Source organism: Paenibacillus sp. FSL W8-0426, from assembly GCF_037969725.1.
Taxonomy (GTDB): Bacteria; Bacillota; Bacilli; order Paenibacillales; family Paenibacillaceae; genus Paenibacillus; species Paenibacillus hubeiensis.
In genome coordinates this window covers 3,207,835-3,229,086 of the sequence record NZ_CP150203.1, presented here as the reverse complement: position 1 = coordinate 3,229,086, position 21,252 = coordinate 3,207,835, and the positions used below count along the sequence as shown (strand labels likewise).

Below are 21,252 nucleotides of genomic sequence, written 5' to 3'. Positions count from 1 at the left end.
ACGGACCGTTCTTACGTCTTCGGGCTTCTTTTTATGTTTATATTTTTCACCGTTTGGCTGGATCGTCGTTTTCGATGGTTTTCAATAAGGTGGTTCACTCAACGGATCTTGCACTTTTCTTGGTCGTGGAACTACTTTGTTTGCGTTTATCGATATGCGTTTAATAGTGTATCAACACAACCGAATTGCCAAACCATAGCAGCTTGATTGCTGAACAGAGTATTTTCATTGAATAGGTGGGAGGGAACCAAAATGGGACATTACGTACAGACTGAGGACAACGTCAACATTTATGTTGAAGATATCGGTGAAGGCGTTCCGGTCATCTTTCTGCACGGCTGGCCGGCCAATCATCTGATGTTCGAGTATCAATACACGCTGCTCGCGGAGCAAGGTTACCGCTGCATCGGCGTTGATCTCCGCGGTTTTGGCAAATCCGATGCGCCGTGGGAACATTATTCGTATGACCGCATGGCGGATGACCTCCGCAGCATCATTGATGAGCTTCGCCTCGAAAACGCGGCTTTGGTCGGTTTTTCCATGGGCGGAGCGATCGCGGTTCGATATATGGCTCGCCATCAGGGTTATGGCATTCATCGGTTGTTGCTGGCCGGTGCCGCGACGCCGGTGTTTACACGGCGTCCCGGGATCGATTATGGCATGGAGCCGGACGATGTCACTTCGCAGCTTATCGATGCTGCTTACGAGAACAGGCCGGCGATGCTCAATAAATTAGGTTTGAAATTCACCCGGACCAAAACGCAGCCTGGCATGATGGTATGGCTCGAGTCTCTCTGTTATCAAGCATCCCATCATGGAACGATCAAAGCCGCCGTTTCGCTAAGGGACGAGGATCTCCGAAATGATCTGACGGCCATCAACGTTCCGACCGTTGTGTTCCACGGGCGGAAAGACAAAATCGTGCAGCCGGAATTGGGTGAACTGACAGCACAGAGCATACCGAATGCCCGCTTGGTGATGTTTGAACATAGCGGCCATGCCATGTTATTCGATGAACCGGAGAAATTCAATCGGGAATTGTTGACTTTCCTTGACGGTTCGGCAACAGACGGTCAACTGCTGCAAGCAGCAGAAGCACAGCGAAACTTGTAATTCGGCTTATTCGTCCGATGAATAGCAAAAGTCGCCTCTGGCGACTTTTTTGATTTCTATTCAAACACGACCAATTGCACGGGCCCAAGAAGGCCGCTCGGTTCCTGCTGCGCAAACGACGATAAATTGTCCCGCTGCTCTTTCACGAGCGTATTCGTCACTTCAACGACCAGACGATTGTTCCCTTTTATGAGGAATCTGCTAACGTCTAGTTGATACGGAGGACAGATTCGGACCCCTACATGCTCCCCATTCACCCATACTTCGGCCGTTTCGTACACCTCGCCTAAGTTCAGCAGAACCCGATCTGAGGTTTCACCCCATCCAACATCCGTTTCGTAGCGGAACGTTCCCGAAAATCGCGGCAAAACGTCCGGACCGCTCATGCTGCATAAGTCTTTTAACGATCCCCATGCTTCGAAATGCGGATACTTTTCCGCTCGGGACGTAGACACTGTCCATACCCTGTTAAGCTCAACAGCGATAGTAGATTCGGTTGCAGGGCAAGGCATCGCCTCAACGCTCCCTTCAACGATAGCCCCGTTTAACCAAACGACGGATTCATAGGGGGAAAGCGCGATCTCAGCCATGCTGCCGCCGTCCATATCCTGACTGGCATCTACCCTTGTTAGCCGATTAAGAAACCCGTCATAAGCATATAACTTTCCCGACACCGGCAAATGAATCTTCGTTTGAACAGGTTGATGCGGGGATTCGTTAAAAAACATGAACACATGCAAATCGTCATGCACATAATGGTAATTCCGAAGGTATGGCAAGTCTCCCTCTGCCCGAATGTCGAAAAGTCCTTCTTTGATGAGCGAAGCTGCCAGCCCTTTCAGGCTTGAGACGTTTACGCTCGGATCGCTGGCGAGCTGTGACAGTTCAGCCAACACTTGAACTCCCTCGCTCGATCGTCGAGGCAGCCCGTCGATAAAATGGACCGGCAACCCTTGCTCGGCCATTTGCGCCAAACGCTGAATCATTGCTGCTGGAAGCGCTTCTGCATAGGGTATGATCAGGCACCCGTAATCCTCCTGATGGATGTGCAGTTTTCCGCCGGTAACGCTGGCTCCTTCCAATAGAACGTCAACGGGAACGACATCGCAATCGATTTGATGCTGCATCAGCTCCTTGACCGGCTTATGAAAATACATCGATTCCCCGGACCATTCCGCTTCGGCATGATACAGTACGGCCGCAGAGGCCACATGCCTGCCTCCCGAGATCAGATGGCTGATGCGGTTGATATATTGATTCAGCACTTTATAGTAGCGATATTGCGGATTTTTCCCGCTGGCATACATATGCGGCGGATGATCCGGGTCCGGGAATGCTTTCTGGGTAAACGCATGCGGAACAAAGTGGTTAACCCCCCTCACAAGAATATGGTCGGTAAGCCATTTCATCAATTTCAAACCTTCCGTCCAGCCGTATGCCCCATATAGTTCACACATCGTCCGGCCTTTTTTTTTCGGGTCCATATGACTGAGTGACACACCGAGCTTGCCGAGACCATAGTGGAAAAACTCGCTGTCCGTCTCTCCTGCCTTCCATCGGAATGGCAGTTCGTCGAAACCGGGAACGATCTGCCATAACACAACGTCAAGGCCTGACATATCCTGTCCCCACATCGAGCGAAAAAAGTGTCCGGCACCTGCTGCCAATCGCGCATGAATGTTGTTGTCCTCCAGCACGTGTCCGATGTATTCCACGCCCCGCTCCCGGCACCAATCTCCGATCTGGCTGCAGAAATGGTCCGCGTACAGCTGACTGACGGCATTCATGTAGGCATACCTTACCTTGCTGGACGCTTCTCCGGCATCATGCCACAACAAATGCAGCTGCTGCTGGTAATCGGGACCCAACGACCGCTTGAGCAAACCGGGCATGTCGCGGCTCCAGGGCAGCGGTACTCCCGGTTTACCCGGCTTCGAGTCGAAATCGAACGTTTCCGGATCGTTATAAAATCCGGGCTCGTCGGAAAAAAAGCCTGCCAGCGTTTGTCCGAAATCTTCACGATATCGTTCGAAGAACGCCTCATACACCGTGTCGATCAAAATACGGGTCGAATCCCGGTCCAGCGGATTCAAGTAATGCTCTTGTTTTTTGCTGCCGCCATCCGGATTCACCGAAATGACAAACACACGCCAGAATCCTGCAGGAATGTCCCAGTACAAAATTCCATCCTGAACGAGTCCGGTAAGATCAACCGCAGCACCGCATAGCCCCCCGTTTATGGAGTCCCTTTGCACGGCCACGGCGGATATCAATTCATTGTTGCCGTTCACCAATATCGGTTCCAGCAGCAGCGAAGCCCCTGTTGCCGGTCCCAACGTGTCGATGTGCCTCTCCGCCAGAAACTTGCGATGCAGTTCCGCGGGAGCCTGTTTGACCCTCCCTCCTGCGTGTCCCGTCGGAAAGTGATCGTCATCAAGAATCCATACCTTCATGCCTCGATTTCGGGCTTCGTCCATAATGACATCCATATCCTCCCACCATTTCGGTCCCAGAAAATCCGGATGAGGTCGGGATTCGACGCATACCGCTCCGATCCCGGCTTCATGCACGCGAGCGATCTCTTGCCGAATCGTCTGTTCATCCTCTCCGTGCTGCCATAGAAAAGGAAGAATATAATTGCTTTCCCGGCCATCAAGCACATCTTGTAATCGATGGTTCATCGCTTTTCCCCCTGTTCGAAGGTTACTCTTTCACTTTGGCATGCCATTCCCTGGCCCGTTTCGTCACTTCTTCCCCACCTGACTGATACCACTTTTCGACAAACTCATCGAACTTGCTGATCGGGTACTGTCCCAAAATGATTTTGGTAGCGTATTCCACATACAATGTGCGGTTGTTGATGTCGGGGAAACCGTCGTAAATGCTGGCCGGCATGCCGTCTCCCGCAATGACTTTGGCATACTTTTGCGCTTCCTTCATATTTCGTGTGACTTGATCAATGGCCCATTTGCTTTCCTCGGAGGCCGTGCTGTTGAGCAATTCCATCGTAAAATCAAGCGTTGCTAACGATGATGAAGTATTCAAAATCATATTTTCCTGGCTGCTCTTGTCGTCGGGGAGTCTGACGGCTTTACCGTCCTTCATTTCGTAATGCATACCTTCCACGCCGAGGAACAAGTCCTTCCAAATTTCTTTGTTATACATGTTGTTGAGCAGCTTCAACGTCGCCATAAGTTTGTCCTCGTCCTTGTTGTTCTTCACGACCCACTGCGGCGGCGCAAACCTTTTCATCGTGTAGAACCCTTCATAGCCCTCGACTTTCGGTACAGGCAGCACGGTAAAGTCGGCCTTCACGCCCGTATTCTTGTTCAGATTCTCCAAAACCAAATTTCCACTCTCGACCCAATGAAAATAGTTCCCTGCCTTGTCCGATTGAATCTTGCCGCCCCACTTGTCTTTGCTGTTTAACAACGATTCTTTGTCGATCAGCCCTTCTTGATAGAGCTTGGCGATAAATTCCAAGGCGGCTTTCATATTCGGAGTCACTGCGGCATACGTCAATTCGCCGTCATAGATATCCCACTCCGGATAACCTTCGAACATCGCTACGCCATACATGGCAAACAAATGGTCCATCCAGCGCGCCTGTTCGCGGCCACCGGTCGGAAGTTCATCCTTTTGACCGTTGCCGTTCGGGTCCATATCCCGAAATGCTTTCAGCACATTGACGTATTCGTCTTGAGTCGTCGGCATGGACAGCCCGAGCTTGTCGAGCCAATCCTGGCGGATCAGGCCGGCATAACGTCCGTATTCCACGACACCAGGAATATAATAAATTTTGCCCTGGCCGGTCGGATCGTTTGCTTTCACCACATCCCACATTTCCTGGGGAATAGCTTCCCACACGTTAGGCGCATGCTTTGGCAAAAGTTCCGTCAAATCGGCAATCGCGCCGTTTTTGGCCAAGCTGTCCTCAATGCCTTGCTGCGGGATAAAAAGATCGGGCATTTCGTTCGCGGCGATCTTCAGATTCAGCTGATTCAGGTAATTGGTGCCGCCGTTCCACTCTACGTACGGATTAATTACGCCAACGCCAAGTTTTTCTTTGTAAAACTCGTAGAGCTTGCTGCCTTTGGTCACCGCTTTGTACCCGATGTTCGTTCCCCATACCTCCAAGTCGATCACGCCATCCCCGCTGCCGGAAGCTGGAGCCTCGGAAGAAGTACTGCTCCCGCTGCAAGCCGTAACCGTAGAGATCGCAAGCACGCTTGCCGCAAGCACCATACAGAACTTTTTAAGATTCATGCTGTATTCCCCCTATTCATAGATTTATAGTTTAGGTGTAGCCAACCGCAGACTTTGCTTCAGCCTTTCACGGAGCCGATCATGGCGCCTTTGACAAAGTATTTTTGCAGGAAAGGATAGACCACAATGATCGGGAGAATCGCAAAGATGACGGTAGTCGCTCTTAGGGTCCGTTCATTGTAGTTCAGGTCCACCGTGGAGGCAGCTCCGGCCATAATGACGCTGTCATCCGTAATGAATTGCCGAATCTTGATCTGAAGCGGAAACCAGTTGGCGTCTTGCAGAAAAAACAATGGATGCTGGAACTGATTCCATAACACTACGCCATAGAACAGGGCAAGCGTTGCAAGTACGGCTTTGGATAACGGGAGCACGAATTGGAACAGCATGCGGAAATATCCGCAGCCTTCCAAGAAGGCCGCTTCCTCCAACTCTTTGGAAAATTGCTTGAAGAACGTTCTCATGATGATTAGATTGAACGGGTTCAGGATGTGAGGCAAGATCAGCACCAATGGATTATCGTACAGGCCGATGCTGCGAACCGTCAGGAAATAAGGCACGATCGGCGCTTTGAAGATCATCGCAATGACCACGGCCACCATCAGGAATGAACCCCAGCGGAACTCCGACTTGGAGAGCGGGTATGCAAACAAAGCAGTCATGATCAATGCCAGCACGGTTCCGATTAACGTTGAGCCGAGCGTAATGAAGAAAGATTTCCACAGATCGGGACGGTCGAAAATGTACTTCCACGAATCCAGCGTAAACTGCTTGGGCCACAAGGTGACCAGATTCATGTCCACAACGCTTTTCGAGCTGAATGAGGTCGCGATCACGGATAGAAGCGGGATGATGGCCACAATGGAAAATAGAATGAGAAAGACGGTAATCGACGTGGTGAACACTTTTTCGCTTCTCGATTCGAGCATGTTACCAGAGCCCCCCGTCCGATACTTTTTTCGACAGCCTGTTGAAGACGTATACCATCATGAATCCAATGACTGACTGAAACAGGCCGACCGCCGTCGCAAAACTGTACTGAGCCTGCTGAATGCCCGTTCGGAATACGTACGTGTCCAGAATATCTCCCACGTTATAGGTCATCGGCGTGAGCAGGTTATACACCTGATCGAAGCCAAGGTCCAGGAAATTCCCGATTTCGAGCAAAAACAGCACCGTCACGGTTGGCAAAAGGAGCGGGAACGTAATGTGGCGAATCTGTTTGAACTTGGATGCCCCGTCGATCATCGCCGATTCATACAGCTGCGGATCGATCGCACTGATGGCCGCCATATACACCACGGTCCCCCACCCGGCATCCCTCCATATCGAAGACAGGGCATAAATCGGCCGGAAATAGGCGCTCTCCTGCATGGCCAAAACCGCTTCTCCCCCAAACCAGCCGATGACCGTATTGAATAATCCGCTTAACGAAAAGAAATCGAACAGAATGCCCCCCACGATAACCCATGATAAAAAGTGCGGGATGTACAGCGCGGTCTGGATTCCTTTCTTCAATGCTGATTTTCGGATTTCATTGATCATCAACGCGAGGATCACCGGGACCGGAAACACGATGACCAGCTTAAGCAGCCCCAGCATCAGTGTGTTGCCGAATACACGAGCGAAGTCAGGATGGTGAAGCAGCGTGTTAAAATGCTTGAGTCCTACCCAAGGGCTATCCACAAATCCTTGGAAAACCGAGTAGTCTTTGAAGGCAATGACCGCGCCGCCCAAGGGAATGAATTTGAAAACGATAAGAAAAACGATTCCCGGAATGGCCATCACATACAAGGGCCAATAGACTTTCATACGATGGAACGCAATAGACTTCAAGTCCTTCCTCCTCCCTGGCATCTCTTGGATGAATCCGCTTACATGCTAACTATACAATTCGAATGAACGTCTCTCAATTGGGCATTTTTAAGTTTAAACACGCTATTTTTAAGGTGAAAAAACCACCCCTTTCGGGGTGGCAAGTGAACATTCGCTTAATTCGTCGGCAAGTTTTTGCGATATTCCCGCGGTTTGCAGCCGGTCAGCTTTTCGAACATCCGGGCAAAGTGCTGCGCATCGGAATAACCTACCTTATGGCAAATTTCGTATATCTTCAAATCGGTATTCTCCAGCAGCTCCCTGGCTTTGTCGATCCGGATACGGGTCAAAAAATTCAGGTAAGTCTCCCCCGTCTTTTGTTTAAAAAACTGGCTCAGGTAATACGGATTCATATAAAAACGTGCGGCCAATTCCGCAAGGCCAAGCGGTTGATTGTAGTGCTCCGCGATATATTCCTGCATCTCCGTAATCATGTCTTTCTTTTTGGGCACATGGTGTTCCAGCTTGAACCCGATGATGCCGCGAAAGGTTTGAATCATCCACGTTTCCAGCTCTGCCAGCGTTCGAAACCGCGAAATGCCCTCCAATGAAAGAATATGGCGTCCCAAAGACTCATTCTGCTGCAGCTGCTGGAAAGACATCTTGCGCGTGCTTGCCACAAGGATGTGCAGACACTTTAACTGCAAATCCTGCAGTCCCATGTTGGACCCTGCCTCCATCCATCGAAAAATCTCGCGGATCACGCCTGTGCATTCCGCCTCCTCCATGTTATCGAGCGCACTTTCCAGTTTATTGATAAAATGCTCGGGTACCGGCTGGCTGCTTTCTCCCGAGTTAACGATCTCCGTGAACGGAATGACGGCGCTCCCGCCTTTGATGACTTTATAACTCAGTGCCATCCGGGCTTCCTCAAACGATTGACCGATGCCTTCTGCACGTTCCTGCACGGAACCGATGCCAATAGCGATGGATAAGTTCAAATTCCGATGCACATCCTCTCTCAGATTGCGCATCGAACGCACCAGTTCACCATAGCCAATCGCTCCGCCATGCGCAATCAACACAGCAATTTGGGGACCCGAATATCGGAACCGGTAGACGCCCTCGTACCTCTTTAAAGCCAGATCAATGCGCTGATACAACGGTTCCAAACCCGACTCTTTCAGAACCTCGACAGGCCCGTGGAATTCGATCATCATCGACGTGAAAACCTTGTTGTCTCTAGGGATTTGGGCGATCTGAAGCAGTTCCTGTACAAGTTCCGCATGACCGCCGCCAAGTTCAAGGATGTTCCGCAAAGCTTCTTCCTGATTCCTGCCGTGAACTTCCTGTTTCAGCTGTTTCATTTCCTGCAGGGAGGCATTGTCCGCACGGATTTCTTCCATGGCCTGGCGGACGCAATCGCGCAGCTCCTCTTCCTCAACCGGTTTGTTCATATAGAACCTTACGCCGAGCCGCATGCCTGTCCTTGCATATTCAAAGTCGGCATATCCGCTGAGCAAAATAAACTTTGCCGTGCAGCTGCTTTGCTTCAGGGCTTGGATCATCTCCAGGCCGCCCGCCTGCGGCATGCGTATGTCTGTTATGACGATATCCGGCTTCCTTTTCTGAATGATATCCATGCCTTCCAGCCCGTTATAGGCGGTCCCCACAATTTCGCATTCCGGAATGTAGCGATGGATCATTTTTTTAAGACCTTCCACAATGCCTTTTTCGTCGTCCACCACGATAATTTTCATCCAAGCACACCCCCTTCGGTCATTTCAAACCAACTTACGAATTATGTTTTGGGATCAGAATCTCGACGGTTGTTCCATTCATGCTTTCCGACATCATCGTTAATTCGTACGCATCGCCATAATTGAGCTTGATTCGCTCCGAAATGTTTTGCAATCCCAGCCCTTTTTCTGCAGAATCCTCCTCCTGCTCCAACTTGGATTTGTTCGTACCGGCTTCCTTCAACGACTGTTGAATCTCCATCCATTTGTCCGAGGTCATGCCGCTCCCGTTGTCCGAAATCCGGAACAGGAGGTCCCCATCTTTCGTCCAGCTTCCCGTAATGGTGATCGTCAATTTGCGGTTGTAGTCGATAAATCCGTGGTTGATGCTATTTTCAACGATGGGCTGAAAAATCAATGGAAGGATGCTGCACTCCAACATTTCGTCCGGGATATCAATCACCCATTCGAACGTATGATCGAAACGCATGTTTTGAAGCTGCAAATAATTGATCGTATAATCCAGTTCATTTTTCACGGAATGGCGTTTTCCTTCTTTGCCCAAGGTCAAACGAAACATGCGAGCCAAAATTTTAATCATTCCGGCAGTTTCTTCATCATCGTTCACCAGCGCTTTCATGCGGATGGATTCCAGGGTGTTGTACAGCATGTGGGGATTGATCTGATTTTGAAGTGCGGTGAGTTTCGCTTGACGCTGCTTGATTTCGGCCATGTACACGTCTTCGATCAATGCCTTGATCGTGCGGATCATTTTGTTGTAGCTGTGCACCAGGCCGCCGATTTCGTCGTTGGTATGCTCTTTTTCGATCGGATGATAATTTCCCATTTCCGCTCGTTTCATACTTCTGCGCAGACGAATGATCGGCCGGGTAATTCTATGGCTTAACCAAAATGAGATGAGGACAACAATCAGGCAGCTGACCAGAATCACGATGGTGCTCATGCCTTTGATCTGATTGATCTTTTGCAGCAGCTTTGACCGTGGAATATCGGTTTGGATGTTTAGTTCCCCCCCGGCAGTGCTGCCGGATAAGCGGATCTGGTCTTTGCTGCCGCTTTCGCCAATAAGCTCCGATTTCAATCCGATCCATTCTTCCCACGGAATTTGGCCGCTGGCCGCGTCGGAATGGTACACGATTTCTCCTTGCCGGTTGTAAATGACGACATTGATGCCATATTTGTCCCTGGTCGTGATAAATTCGTGATCAAGCTGCAGCAATGCAAAGGGATCGAGATCGATCAGCAGCAAGCCTGCATACGCACCATTAGAGTTATATAACACTCTTCCCAACGTCACGACGGCTCCCGCTCCTTGATCTTCATAATAGGAACGGTCATGCAAACCGGTAATGAAGAAGGTTTCGTTTAAACTCTGGATTCCTTGGTACCACGCTTGGGAAAGCAGCCTCTTTTCGTTCACCCTGCTTGTTGTCGTTGTGTACTGATACACGTGGTGATCCCGGCTGATCAGCATCACCGTGCCAATCTCGGATTTGAGCATCGCGACCCGCATCAGCAGTTGCTGTACGGCGACCCTTTGATTGACCACCTCGTCCATGGGCATGTTCCGCTCTTCTCCGAGGTTGTAAATCAGCTGGTTGTCGACCAGCACCGACTTCGTGACTTTATCATATTCCTTGATGAATTCGTTCAACGAAGACTTGATTTGTGACGTGTACAGCGAAGCGAACTCTTCCGAAGAATCTTCGAGCGTGGCAGCAGAATAACGGAAAATGAATACGCTTACAATTAATAACGGAACAATGCATGCCAGCAAATAACTGATCAGCAATTTGTTTTGAAACCGCAAGTTTCCAATCCATGACCCCGACCTTTTGATCCGGTGATTGCGCTCCATCCGCAGACCTTCCTTTGTTTAAATTGTGGAGTTTCTGAACCATCCTCTTCAATGTCGTTACTTTACCGTTTACTGCTATATCTTGTAAAGCTTTTTATCATGCCATAGGTTAGCGATGGGAGAATGGGGTGAGAAAGCGTCTGTTAAAACACGTAAAAATAGGGCACGCCAATGCGTACCCCATTACACTATTACTCTACTACCCTATTGATCCGACGAGGAACTAAACGAGGTTTTTGGTCATAATCAAATCCGTTTGTTCTTCATCTCCCATGTAGAAAGCGTGCGCCCCCGTTTGAATAAACCCCATTTTTTCATAAAAAGCGATCGCGTTTTCGTTTTTCTCCCATACGCCCAGCCAAATTTTCCTTTTATCCTGTTTCCTGGCGATCTCGATCGCTTGGTTCAGCAGGTATTTGCCAAGCCCATGTTTTTGAAAATCGCGCTTAATATAAATTCTTTCGACCTCAAGCGAATCGTTACCCATATTTTCGGTTTGCGCGTCATTCGTATTCATCTTCATGTATCCCGCAAGCTGCTCATTGAAATAGATGAAATAAAAGTCCGACGAGTCGTTGGCCATCTCCTTCTCCAACTGCTTCAGATTAAACGCTTTATCCAGATAAGCTTTCATGTTTTCAGGGGAATTCTGATCTTTAAATGTCTCGTTGAACGTTTGAATGCTCAGTTCCTGAAGCAATTGTACATCGTTGAGGTTGGCTTTTGTCCACTGTATCGTCATGGTATCGGTTCACTCCTAGATCATTCAAAGTCTTTGGTGTTTTTCCGTTCTATATTTTTGTTGCAAATGCAACGAGCAATGGAATATATTTAATGTATATTATTTTTGTTGAGTTTGCAACAAAATTTTAGAGTGATGGGGTCGAGTCAATATGAAGTTTGTATTTTACGTCATCGGTATTTTCGTGTTAACGCTGGGCATCGCTCTCACCATCCAATCGGATCTTGGAACGTCGCCTTTTGATGCCCTTTTGGTCGGACTTTCCGAAAATGTTGGACTTACGGTAGGCAGCTGGGAGATCATCGTTGCTTTGATGTTAATAGGCTGCAATGCACTGTTAAGCCAACGAAGACCGGAAATATTAGGATTGCTGACAGCCATGATCACAGGCTTCGGGATCGATCTGTGGCTTTTTCTGCTGCAGGGCTGGCCGGGGTCTGAGTTGTGGCCGGGTCAATGGGTTTGTTTTGCATTCGGCCTCATCGTTATCGGGCTGGGCACGGCTACGTATTTATACACCAACTTTGCGCCGATTCCGGTAGACCGGTTAACGTTGATTATTCGGGATTTGACAAAAACCAACCTGTTTTTCGCGAGAACTTTGGTTTACCTGGCCTTTTTGCTGGTTGCAGTCCTTTTAAAAGGGCCGATCGGAATCGGGACGATATTAACGGTATGTTTCGGAGGATTGATTCTGAACTTTTTTATGCCCATCATTCGCAAAGGTTTGGGTGGCATATGTTCTCGATCGGTCACGTCGACCTTCCGGGAATCCGATGATAAATGCGAACGCTCCGCTTCTACAGATTCTTTCTGACCTCTCCGTTATCGTGTAAATGTTTAGTTCAACCTATATAGCAAGTTTGCTTGTGGTAGTAAAAATTGGCCTAGTTATTTATCTCATTATTGGTACTGTGAATCAGTCCATTTTGTTTATACAATTTGTCGAGATTCAAGATATAAGGAGTGTGGCTTGATGTTCCATGGATTATCCGCTTTTCCGCTTACCCCGTTAAACGAGGCAGGCATTCATGACAACGAATTTGCGGGATTGGTTCAGCGATTGGTTGCCGCTGGCGTCGATTCGATCGGCGCGCTTGGTTCGACGGGAAACTATGCCTATTTGAACCGGGAAGAACGTTTGCGGGTCCTTAAACTTGCCGTCAAGACGGCTGAAGGCATTCCCGTAATGACAAGCATAAGCGCGCTTCGGACGCTTGACGTGCTTCGCTTGGCGGAGGACGCACAAGAAGCAGGAGCAAAGGGAGTGCTGCTGGCGCCCGTCTCTTATCAAGCGCTTACGGATGAAGAGGTTTATTTGTTGTATGAACAGGTCACGAATGCGTTATCCATTCCCTTGTGCGTTTACGATAATCCGTCAACGACGCATTTTCACTTTAGCGACGAACTCCACGGAAGAATTTCCAGGTTGCCGTTTGTTCGTTCGATCAAAATTCCCGGCGTCCCCTCTGAGCCTGAAAAGGCCAAGGCGCGCATTGATCAATTGAGGTCCATCATCCCTTCCCATGTTTCGATCGGCGTAAGTGGCGATCCGTTTGCTGCCACCGGCTTGAATGCAGGATGCGACGCATGGTACTCGGTTCTCGGAGGTTTGTTTCCAAAAACATGCCTCAGCATCACTCGATTGGCCCTGAGCAGCCGTGCGGACGAAGCCAAGCTCAGCTCAGCGCGGCTTGAACCGATTTGGGCGCTATTTCGTCAATACGGCAGTCTTCGCGTCGCTGCGGCATCGGCAGAAATTCTCGGCTTGATCTCAAGCCCTAGTCTCCCGCTTCCGCTGCAACCATTGAATTCTTCAGCACGGGAGAGATTAAAGTCGACTCTTAAAGACCTTCAATCCTATGAAGAAGCACATGAGTGAGTCGGATCGAAAAAGCGGTATTTGACCAATAAGAAAATTGGAATCACAGCGTTAAAGCGAAACATGCAGAAGACCCGAATTCGTTGGAATTCGGGTCTTCTTTCGCCTTCATTTGACTGCACGGATCGCCGTTGCGATTATATTTTCACCATTATACCATGTCCTTCTTGCGAATGGACATACATCAGTCTGGATACAACGATTCTTAACCACGAAAAATGGGTTATACCGTTCTGCCGGTTCGCTTCCACAGCGTCCTGCCTTTTCCTCTCCGGGCCATCAGATTGGCCGAAAGCAGCATGCCCACGATGACGATCACGCCGCCGACGATTTGTGAAATCAGCAGCTGCTGGCCAAGAATCACGGAAAGAATCGCGGTAAAGATGGGCATCAAATTCATCGTAATGCTGGCTTTGCCCGGTCCAAGTTCCTTAACGCCTTGGTTCCAGAACAGAAATGATCCAATGGAAGGGAACAAGCCCAAATAGATGACGCCTGTAATGCCCGAAGACGTGATGTGCTCCGTAGACAATGGTTGTAGAAACAGGAGCGGTACCATGCATATGACGCCTATAAACGCCGTAAACGCTACAAATGTGATCGGCGGAAGATGCTGGGCCCGTTTGCCGATCAGCGAATACATGGCCCACAGAAATACGGCAGCAAACATGATGCCGTCTCCCTGGTTGTAATGCGTGTTGAATACACCCAGCAAATGTCCTTTGGTCAACACCGTCAGCACGCCCAAAAAAGACAACACCAGCCCCACTCCCTGCCACCCGGTAATGTTCTCTTTGAGAAATAACAGCGAAAGGATAATCATGACGGCCGGAGTCAAACTGTTGATCAAACTTCCGTTCGTCGACGAAGTGTACCGGAGTGCTGTATAGGTGAGAAGGGTATAGAGAACAACGCCCACCACTGAAAGGAATAGCAGCACTCCCCAGTTGTTCTTCCATACTTTCACCCAATTCGGCTTCTCCGCCAGCTGCGCCAGCGGAATCAACACCAAAGCCGCGATGCCCCACCGCAAAAAGGACGCCCAGACCGGCGAGAAATCAGACGTTACCGCTTTGCCGAAAATCAGGTTTCCGGCCCAAAACAGATTCGCCAGTATTAAAAATAGCCAAGCTTTTGCTTTCATTTGATCCTGCTCCCATCCATGTAATATTACAGATCCTGGCACTACAGTGCCGGGTTTAGCCACTGGCAATGCTGTGTTTTGCTTCTTCCCTCTTGCTTGATAAACATGATACAATACGCTGTATCATAAATAAAATGAATATAAATCATGAAGGGGATACCATTTTTGATATGAACAGATCATTGCTGCAGCTCATCGTCTCCATTTCGGAGACACGCAGTTTCACGATTGCTGGCGAGAAAATGAATATGACCCAACCTGCCGTCAGCCGTGCGGTCACTACGCTGGAACGCGAGCTTGGCGTCACGCTGTTGATTCGGGATCGGCGAAACGGCGTTGCGCTCACGCCGGTCGGCGAACGGATCGTCCGCATTTTTCGGGAAATTCTTCAAGGTTACGATAAAGTCGATCAGGAAATATCCAGCGAAAAAGGGGTGGAGACCGGCTCAGTGCGCATCGGCGCTTTCCCCGTAGCCTCGTCCTACTTTGTCCCGAAGCTGATCAGCCGGATCAAAAAGCTTTATCCAAAGCTGGAGTTCAGCATCGTGGAAGGTACCATTACCGAAGTTCAGTCCTGGTTGGACAATCGGCAAATCGATGTCGGTCTGTTGATTCCTTCGGATCAAACCTCCCATTCTTTTCCGCTTTACAGAGAAGGTATCTATGCCGTGATGAGAGACGACCATCCACTGGCGAAGAAGGATGTGATTACCCCCCAAGATTTACGAGGGGAACCCATGCTGCTGTGGAAAGCAGGATATGAACCGCCTGTCCTGAAGTGGTTTGAAAGCGCCGGAGAAACGCCCCGAGTGGAATACATCCTCTATAATTACAGAACCTCGCTGCAAATGATCCTGGCAGGCGAAGGTCTGGCGGTCATGTCGGAGCTTTCCCTTCTGGACCTGCCGCAGGGCATTGCGGTCAAACGGCTCTCTCCCTCGGCCTATCGTGACATCCATATGGCCACCGGTCCCGTGGAGGATTGTACCATTGCCGTAAAGACGTTTATCGACGTTGCGCGAAAATCATTCCCTTTTCAAGCGGAACACGCGCCCTTGATTGATGTATGAACGCTCTGAACATTCTGAGCGTGGAAAAAGGCAACAAAAAGAAGCATGCACCGAAAAGGATGCATGCTTTTTCTTATACCAACATTTTCAAGGTGAAGGCACTGCCCTTCCAAACGCTATGCGTTAACTTCTCCGCTCACGGACCCGCTTCCGTTCTTCACCGTTTGCACTTCATACATGTTCACCGTCGTACTGATCAGATACGCCGGTTTTTCCTGGTTTCTTTGTTCCCGGTGTCCCTTGATGTGTGCATCGCTCTTCTCCCAATTTTTCCAGGCCTCCTCCGATTCCCAGCGGATGATGATCAGTACTTCTTCTTGTTCTTTGCTCTTCTTGTTGACCATCACGCTGAAATCAATCAGGCCTGGCATGTCCACAACAGGGGTTGGACCGCTGAAACGTTCTACGACTTGGTTACTGTACCCTTTCTCGACAAGGATGCTTCGGGTTTGGATTAACATTCGATATTCCTCCTGGATGCCATGGCTTGCCCGTGCTTTCGTTCGAGGTTTGCCGGCACAATGATATAGTCTCTGTTAACTATATTAACCCAACTGAAAATGATTATCAATGAGAGAGCGGATTGTTGTCCACAGCGTTGTCTCACACCCGTTCACTGCAAGCGCTGTACCACCTTTCGATCTTTGTTATCTTACGGCTTATATAAAAGGTTTTCGAAAACAAGAAAATGATCGAAACATATATTTAAATTATTGTCATTTATGTAATATAATTCTTTTTAGGTTTCTATTAACGCTGCAGCCGCTCCACTTATGCTAACGAACCTTTTACGAAAAGAGGAATTACACAACGATGCCGAAACCTAGCATGGAGAATCCGCTGGATGCCGATATGCCGCTTATGATTACAGGGCAAATCCAGTTGACCGTAAATGAATTCATGCACTGGAGCGACCGTTCGCGGGATTACACCATAGTGAAATGCATCGAGGGAACCGGGCGAATCGCAGCCAGCGACGACGAATTTCTGATCCGCGAAGGAACCGCTCTTATTATGTTTCCGGAGGTTGCCTACCGTTACCGCAATCTTAGCGAATCGCTATTGTTCGATGGTTTGACGTTCAATGGCTATTTATTGCCCCGTTTCCTGCAATCCTTGAAAATCGGGAAACTGCGTGCCTTCAAGCCGGACGGTTTGCTTCAAATCCTGCTGCATGAAATAACGCTGGCGCAGGAGTCCAGGCACAAGAACCAGATCTGGCACGTTTCCGCACTGCTGTACATGCTGCTGGTCAGGTTGAACATCGAGGGCGACCATTTGGGCACGTTTGAACGTTCCGAAGCCCGATTAAAGCTGGCTGAACTCATTGCTTTTATCGAGCAGAACTATCACCAGGATCTCTCGTTGTCAACCTTGGCCCAGCAGATGAACATCACCGAGCAGCATTTGAACCGGATTTTCAAAAAAGAGTTTCATATGACGCCGCTAGATTACCTGCTTCGATACCGTTTGCTGAAAGCCAAGGAAATGCTTATCCATGATCATGCCGCCCCGGCCCACGAAATTGCCAAAGCGGTCGGTTTCAACAGCGCGAGTTACTTCGGGGCCGTATTCAAAAAACATGAAGGCATCTCCCCGATCGAATTGCGCAAGCAATACCTCGGTTAGAGTTTTTCCAATTGGAACTCGATCAGCGACGACAGCCTCAGGTCATGAAGTTGAAATTGCAAATTGCGCGTTACTTCATTCGGCACGATGACGCAGCGAATGCCTGCTGCTTTGGCGGCTTTCAGCCCGTTAGGCGAATCTTCGAACACAACCGCTTCGGACGCCTCGATGCCGAGGCTCTTCAGGGCCAGCAGGTACAGCTCCGGGTCCGGTTTGACCCGTTTAACGTCCTCGGCCGTGTGAATGACCGCAAATTGGTCGAAAATGCCGAGGGTTTGCAAATAACCATGCACCCAGTCCCGGGTGGAACTGGAGGCTACGGCTAGACGAATCCCTTGTTCTCTGGCCGATTTGAGCAATTCTAGAACGCCCGGGAGAATGGCTGCCTGCCCCAGATAGGCGGCGTATTTCTGCTCCGAGAGTCGCTTGATGTGATCGTGGTCGATCGATCTTTGCAGCGTTTTCTCCAGATAAAGATAAGGATGGAAGTCTTCAAAATCGGTGCCCACGTTACGGGACCACAATTCCAGGCCCAGCTCAAGCCCATGCTCTTGATAAATATCGCGAAAGGCATAGTACCAAGGGGTTTCGGTATCCACAATAAGTCCATCAAAATCCAATATGAACGCTTTGACCATGAAGCATTCTCCCTCCTCTGATCGGCAGGGGGGCGGCTCAGAAACGTGCAGCCAAATCCGGACGAGTCACCTGCAAGCTTAGAAAATGGCAGGTACAGCCTGTTCCCGTAGGCGACTGAGCAACGACCCCGCCCCGGAGTTCCCCTTTAACCGGCATGCCGAAATATCGAATAAGTTTCCACTCTTCCCCATCAGGCGAATAAAAAAACGAGATGCAGTGCTCCACTTTGCGAATGCGCAAAAAGGGATGGGATACGGTCACTTCAACCGAGTTGCAGTCGTCGGACAAACCGTCTCTGGTAACGACCGACACGATGGTTGGCACGCTGCCGTCGAATTCGAAACAAAGCTTGCACCAGTTCCGTTCATCGGCCATGAGCATCAGGCAGCCGGAATCGTATTGGTGTTTCATGTCTACGGTCAATTGCGCGGTCATCTCGAAGTCGCCCGGCAGGGGCATGCCCAGGAAAGGCGCGGATGCCCGGACGTTTATGCCAGCGGGGTCTTGAAAGAAATCCGTATCCGGCTGGGCTTCCACGGTCAGGCTTCCTTGATCCGTATAAGACCAGGCCTTCGGCTCATTGATCCAGCTCAATTGTTCCCGCGTATTGCTGTCGAATGCGTTTATCATGTTTTTGCCTCCCAAGTTCGTTTTCCGTATTATATAGGTTGAACAAATAATCTTTACACGGAGTCACTACGTGGTCAGAACCATCTTCCGATCACTGTTATCCCCAGATTTTTTGATCCCCTTATTAAGGGGAAAATCCGGTGATAAGCCTATGCTTACGATGCAGCTTTCTTTCAGAAAGCTTTTAGAACGCTCCGCTTCTCCAGATTCTTTCTGACCTCTCCGTTATCGTGTAAATGTCCAGTCCAGTTCAACCTATATAGTTATTCTTTTTATATACAGAAAACCCCTTCTTCTACATATTCTTGTAAGTCTCAATCGCTTGAGCATGTTGGTTTTTGGGATCAGGCAGGAACAGCATGATAACCATCAGCACGACATACAACGCAAGAATGACACCGAACAACAGAACGGGATTGTGGTGATAAAGCAAACCGGTCAAATACCCCGATGGAATGGCCGTCAAAGTCATGACCGTTTGCACGGCTGAATACATGTCGGCTTTTTCATGGGTGCCCAGACGGTTCATGAGCAGCGAATCCCGATAAGTTTGCAGAATGAAATTGCCTGCTGCGAGCACGATTAGCGTCATGAACAGCATCGACACATTTCCGACGGGAATGAGCAGAAAAAGCACCGAACCGACCGTACTCAACATAATGGAGAAGCTCACGTACTTTTCCTCCGACCGGCGTTTCAGGCGCGGGAAAATCACCAGATAGAGGAGCATGACCGTAAGGGCGGTCACCACCGGGATAAACGAAATGACGCGATCGTCAAACTTCAACTGCTCCTTGAAAAAAACGACCTGGAAAAAATTCAGCTGCAAAATCAGATTGGAGATGACCGTGATCAATATGATCGGCAGCAGACTGCGCTTGTAGAACGATTTGCCGAACAATCGCAAACTGGAAGCAAGCCCCCCAAGCACCCGGGTTTGGCTGTGCAGCCCCATGAGTTCCTTCCCTACCTCGGTTTCATCCGTGTAGCGGTTGCGAATGAAAAACATCGCTGTCATAAGGATGCCTCCGATAAAATAAATGCTCGCCAGGGTCGGCACGATGCCGACATCCGCGATGACGATCCCCGCAATCGGGGTCAGTACGCCAGCCGCCGTAATGATCATGTTCAGGATGCCGAAAACCTTGGACCGTTTGTGCTCCTCCACATCCTCGATGATGAGGCAATTGAAGGAAACCGTCACGAATTTGGACGTTGCATTGAGCAGGTAAGCGATCAGGAACAACCAGAAGTTTTGCGAAAACGCCCAAATGAACATCGGAACGCTCCAGGCAAGCAGGTCGAAAATCAACGTTGTCCGTTTGCGCCCCAGCTTGTTCGTTACGGAACCGGCAAACAATTGAAAAATGAAAGCAAAATAAAGATTTACCGAATTGATCAAGCCGATCTCGATATCCGAAAGGCCAACTTCCTTCATGTACAAAGGCGCGTAAAAAAGAACAATCGTTCCGGGTATGGCCCACACCGGTTCGAGCAATATGGAGTACCGTGGATTTCTCGGCAAATCTTGCAGCAGCTTCAACCTTTATCCCCCTCTTTCTGCGGTTGTTAGCCGCTGCGATCACCATTCGTCGCAGCGGCGCAACCGCGAACGCTTATGTCCTTGTATGTCAGTTATCTATATGATCAGCGCGGTTTTAACCGAATTCATCGGCAGCGGTTCTCCTGTCCGCAGGTGGTACCCCATTGTACCGTTAAAGGCTTGCTCGTAATCGCTCAGCAATTCCGTGGACGTAACCATTCGTTCCAGTTCCGGAATGCTCTGCGCAAACTTCAGGGCGGTGCTGATCATGGAGTGGGAAGCGACCGCACCGATGACGCTGAGACCTTCATTGATGACGTCGGTCGGTTTGAACGTCACCTGGTAGCTGTCGTCATACCCCATCGGAATGATTTTCCCGCCTTTGGCGACCAGCTCGAATCCGACGTGAAGCTGGTTCCCCACAGCATCCACCACGATATCGAACTTGTGGTTGTTGTTAATTTCGTATACCTTGTCCAATGTCAGCTCCTGCGGGTGGAACACATGGTCGGCAATGGTAGAAGCGAATTGAATGCGATACGGATCGACCTCCGTGCCGACCGTCAGCCTGGCCAATCGTTTGCTGACGAGCTGGCACAGGGAACCGATGGCGCCGGAACCGAGGACCAGAACCGAATCGCTCGGTTTGACCCCTGCTTTCATGAACGTTTGCAGAACGCAGCCGAGCGGCTCGACCATCATCGCGGTTTCCCAGCTCATGGAGTCCGGGATCGGATAAATATACTTCTCGTCGCCGACATAATATTCTGCAAACGTACCATGAATGGTCATGCCCACCTGGTGGTCTTCAAAGTTTTCGCAATAGATGAACTGGCCTTCGCGGCAATACGAGCAAATTCCGCAAGACTGGGTAGGGTCGATCAACACCCGATCCCCGACGCGAAGGCTTCGAACCTCCGGTCCGACCTCAACCACCGTGCCAACGCCCTCGTGTCCGATCACCGTTCCCCGGTTGGCAGGAATTTTATCTTTCACGATGTTCAGATCCGTGCCGCAAATGCCCGAACCGTAAATTTTGACTTTGACCTGGTTTGCCTTTTCGATGCGCGGCTCTTCAATGTCCAGCAGGGCTACCTCTTTGCGGTCTTGATATACGAGTGCTTTCAAATGTTGTTCCTCCTTCGTCGATTTCCCGATCCG

General features: G+C 49.7%; 18 protein-coding genes. 5 read left to right on the top strand and 13 right to left on the bottom strand.

Annotated features, from left to right (window positions below; translation table 11 throughout):
* Window positions 1-252 precede the first annotated feature (252 nt).
* Window positions 253-1,113 carry an alpha/beta hydrolase gene (locus MKY59_RS14605; RefSeq protein ID WP_339278163.1) on the top strand — a complete coding sequence of 287 codons (861 nt, stop codon included), beginning with the start codon at window positions 253-255 and terminating at the stop codon, window positions 1,111-1,113.
* A 56-nt stretch (window positions 1,114-1,169) separates the two neighbouring features.
* Here MKY59_RS14605 and MKY59_RS14600 read toward each other — a convergent pair whose 3' ends face one another.
* The 7 genes from MKY59_RS14600 to MKY59_RS14570 all read right to left on the bottom strand — a co-directional run bounded on the left by MKY59_RS14600 (window position 1,170) and on the right by MKY59_RS14570 (window position 11,554).
* Window positions 1,170-3,794: a glycosylhydrolase-like jelly roll fold domain-containing protein gene (locus MKY59_RS14600; protein WP_339278162.1), complete on the bottom strand. Its 2,625-nt coding sequence runs from the start codon at window positions 3,792-3,794 to the stop codon at window positions 1,170-1,172.
* Window positions 3,795-3,816: 22 nt separating this feature from the next.
* Window positions 3,817-5,379 carry an ABC transporter substrate-binding protein gene (locus MKY59_RS14595; protein WP_339278161.1) on the bottom strand — a complete coding sequence of 521 codons (1,563 nt, stop codon included), beginning with the start codon at window positions 5,377-5,379 and terminating at the stop codon, window positions 3,817-3,819.
* A 59-nt stretch (window positions 5,380-5,438) separates the two neighbouring features.
* Entirely contained in the window at window positions 5,439-6,308 is an 870-nt protein-coding gene (locus tag MKY59_RS14590) for a carbohydrate ABC transporter permease (protein ID WP_236413983.1), read from the bottom strand.
* 1 nt (window position 6,309) lies between these two features.
* Window positions 6,310-7,215: an ABC transporter permease subunit gene (locus tag MKY59_RS14585; protein WP_236413981.1), complete on the bottom strand. Its 906-nt coding sequence runs from the start codon at window positions 7,213-7,215 to the stop codon at window positions 6,310-6,312.
* A gap of 155 nt (window positions 7,216-7,370) precedes the next feature.
* Window positions 7,371-8,954 carry a helix-turn-helix domain-containing protein gene (locus MKY59_RS14580; RefSeq protein ID WP_339278160.1) on the bottom strand — a complete coding sequence of 528 codons (1,584 nt, stop codon included), beginning with the start codon at window positions 8,952-8,954 and terminating at the stop codon, window positions 7,371-7,373.
* Between the two features lie 34 nt (window positions 8,955-8,988).
* A complete protein-coding gene (locus MKY59_RS14575; protein ID WP_339278159.1) occupies window positions 8,989-10,812 on the bottom strand; it encodes a sensor histidine kinase in 1,824 nt (607 codons plus the stop codon).
* Window positions 10,813-11,035: 223 nt separating this feature from the next.
* Window positions 11,036-11,554 carry a GNAT family N-acetyltransferase gene (locus tag MKY59_RS14570; protein WP_339278158.1) on the bottom strand — a complete coding sequence of 173 codons (519 nt, stop codon included), beginning with the start codon at window positions 11,552-11,554 and terminating at the stop codon, window positions 11,036-11,038.
* Between the two features lie 151 nt (window positions 11,555-11,705).
* Here MKY59_RS14570 and MKY59_RS14565 point away from each other — a divergent pair, with 151 nt between their 5' ends.
* Both MKY59_RS14565 and MKY59_RS14560 read left to right on the top strand, forming a co-directional pair.
* On the top strand, window positions 11,706-12,371 hold the full coding sequence (locus MKY59_RS14565; RefSeq protein WP_339278157.1) for a YitT family protein: 666 nt from the start codon (window positions 11,706-11,708) through the stop codon (window positions 12,369-12,371).
* Between the two features lie 159 nt (window positions 12,372-12,530).
* On the top strand, window positions 12,531-13,436 hold the full coding sequence (locus MKY59_RS14560; protein WP_236413971.1) for a dihydrodipicolinate synthase family protein: 906 nt from the start codon (window positions 12,531-12,533) through the stop codon (window positions 13,434-13,436).
* A 223-nt stretch (window positions 13,437-13,659) separates the two neighbouring features.
* On the opposite strand, the gene MKY59_RS14555 is transcribed toward MKY59_RS14560, so the two are convergent.
* Window positions 13,660-14,580 (bottom strand): DMT family transporter, encoded by a 921-nt coding sequence (locus MKY59_RS14555; protein ID WP_339278156.1) that lies wholly within the window; start codon window positions 14,578-14,580, stop codon window positions 13,660-13,662.
* Between the two features lie 170 nt (window positions 14,581-14,750).
* Between MKY59_RS14555 and MKY59_RS14550 the strand changes: the two genes are divergently transcribed.
* The gene (locus MKY59_RS14550) at window positions 14,751-15,650 is read left to right on the top strand and encodes a LysR family transcriptional regulator (protein WP_339278155.1); all 900 of its coding nucleotides are present in this window, start codon (window positions 14,751-14,753) and stop codon (window positions 15,648-15,650) included.
* 116 nt (window positions 15,651-15,766) lie between these two features.
* Here the strand turns inward: MKY59_RS14550 and MKY59_RS14545 are convergent, their stop codons facing one another.
* A complete protein-coding gene (locus MKY59_RS14545) occupies window positions 15,767-16,111 on the bottom strand; it encodes an antibiotic biosynthesis monooxygenase (RefSeq protein ID WP_339278154.1) in 345 nt (114 codons plus the stop codon).
* Window positions 16,112-16,463: 352 nt separating this feature from the next.
* Between MKY59_RS14545 and MKY59_RS14540 the strand changes: the two genes are divergently transcribed.
* On the top strand, window positions 16,464-17,279 hold the full coding sequence (locus tag MKY59_RS14540; protein ID WP_236413967.1) for an AraC family transcriptional regulator: 816 nt from the start codon (window positions 16,464-16,466) through the stop codon (window positions 17,277-17,279).
* On the opposite strand, the gene MKY59_RS14535 is transcribed toward MKY59_RS14540, so the two are convergent.
* From MKY59_RS14535 to MKY59_RS14520, 4 genes are all read right to left on the bottom strand, one after another.
* Window positions 17,276-17,917 carry an HAD family hydrolase gene (locus MKY59_RS14535; protein WP_339278153.1) on the bottom strand — a complete coding sequence of 214 codons (642 nt, stop codon included), beginning with the start codon at window positions 17,915-17,917 and terminating at the stop codon, window positions 17,276-17,278. The two genes, MKY59_RS14540 and MKY59_RS14535, sit on opposite strands and share 4 nt — an antisense overlap.
* Before the next feature lie 37 nt (window positions 17,918-17,954).
* Window positions 17,955-18,548, bottom strand: coding sequence for a DUF1349 domain-containing protein (locus tag MKY59_RS14530; RefSeq protein WP_339278152.1), 594 nt, complete (start codon window positions 18,546-18,548; stop codon window positions 17,955-17,957).
* A gap of 295 nt (window positions 18,549-18,843) precedes the next feature.
* A complete protein-coding gene (locus tag MKY59_RS14525) occupies window positions 18,844-20,091 on the bottom strand; it encodes an MFS transporter (protein ID WP_339278151.1) in 1,248 nt (415 codons plus the stop codon).
* 96 nt (window positions 20,092-20,187) lie between these two features.
* Window positions 20,188-21,219: an alcohol dehydrogenase catalytic domain-containing protein gene (locus MKY59_RS14520; protein WP_339278150.1), complete on the bottom strand. Its 1,032-nt coding sequence runs from the start codon at window positions 21,217-21,219 to the stop codon at window positions 20,188-20,190.
* Window positions 21,220-21,252: the final 33 nt, after the last annotated feature.

Bases quoted from the DNA above. Each gene is read 5' to 3' on its own strand.
- MKY59_RS14605 (WP_339278163.1), top strand. From the start codon at position 253: ATGGGACATTACGTACAGACTGAGGACAACGTCAACATTTATGTTGAA.
- MKY59_RS14600 (WP_339278162.1), bottom strand. From the start codon at position 3,794: ATGAACCATCGATTACAAGATGTGCTTGATGGCCGGGAAAGCAATTAT.
- MKY59_RS14595 (WP_339278161.1), bottom strand. From the start codon at position 5,379: ATGAATCTTAAAAAGTTCTGTATGGTGCTTGCGGCAAGCGTGCTTGCG.
- MKY59_RS14590 (WP_236413983.1), bottom strand. From the start codon at position 6,308: ATGCTCGAATCGAGAAGCGAAAAAGTGTTCACCACGTCGATTACCGTC.
- MKY59_RS14580 (WP_339278160.1), bottom strand. From the start codon at position 8,954: ATGAAAATTATCGTGGTGGACGACGAAAAAGGCATTGTGGAAGGTCTT.
- MKY59_RS14575 (WP_339278159.1), bottom strand. From the start codon at position 10,812: ATGGAGCGCAATCACCGGATCAAAAGGTCGGGGTCATGGATTGGAAAC.
- MKY59_RS14570 (WP_339278158.1), bottom strand. From the start codon at position 11,554: ATGACGATACAGTGGACAAAAGCCAACCTCAACGATGTACAATTGCTT.
- MKY59_RS14565 (WP_339278157.1), top strand. From the start codon at position 11,706: ATGAAGTTTGTATTTTACGTCATCGGTATTTTCGTGTTAACGCTGGGC.
- MKY59_RS14560 (WP_236413971.1), top strand. From the start codon at position 12,531: ATGTTCCATGGATTATCCGCTTTTCCGCTTACCCCGTTAAACGAGGCA.
- MKY59_RS14555 (WP_339278156.1), bottom strand. From the start codon at position 14,580: ATGAAAGCAAAAGCTTGGCTATTTTTAATACTGGCGAATCTGTTTTGG.
- MKY59_RS14550 (WP_339278155.1), top strand. From the start codon at position 14,751: ATGAACAGATCATTGCTGCAGCTCATCGTCTCCATTTCGGAGACACGC.
- MKY59_RS14545 (WP_339278154.1), bottom strand. From the start codon at position 16,111: ATGTTAATCCAAACCCGAAGCATCCTTGTCGAGAAAGGGTACAGTAAC.
- MKY59_RS14540 (WP_236413967.1), top strand. From the start codon at position 16,464: ATGCCGAAACCTAGCATGGAGAATCCGCTGGATGCCGATATGCCGCTT.
- MKY59_RS14535 (WP_339278153.1), bottom strand. From the start codon at position 17,917: ATGGTCAAAGCGTTCATATTGGATTTTGATGGACTTATTGTGGATACC.
- MKY59_RS14530 (WP_339278152.1), bottom strand. From the start codon at position 18,548: ATGATAAACGCATTCGACAGCAATACGCGGGAACAATTGAGCTGGATC.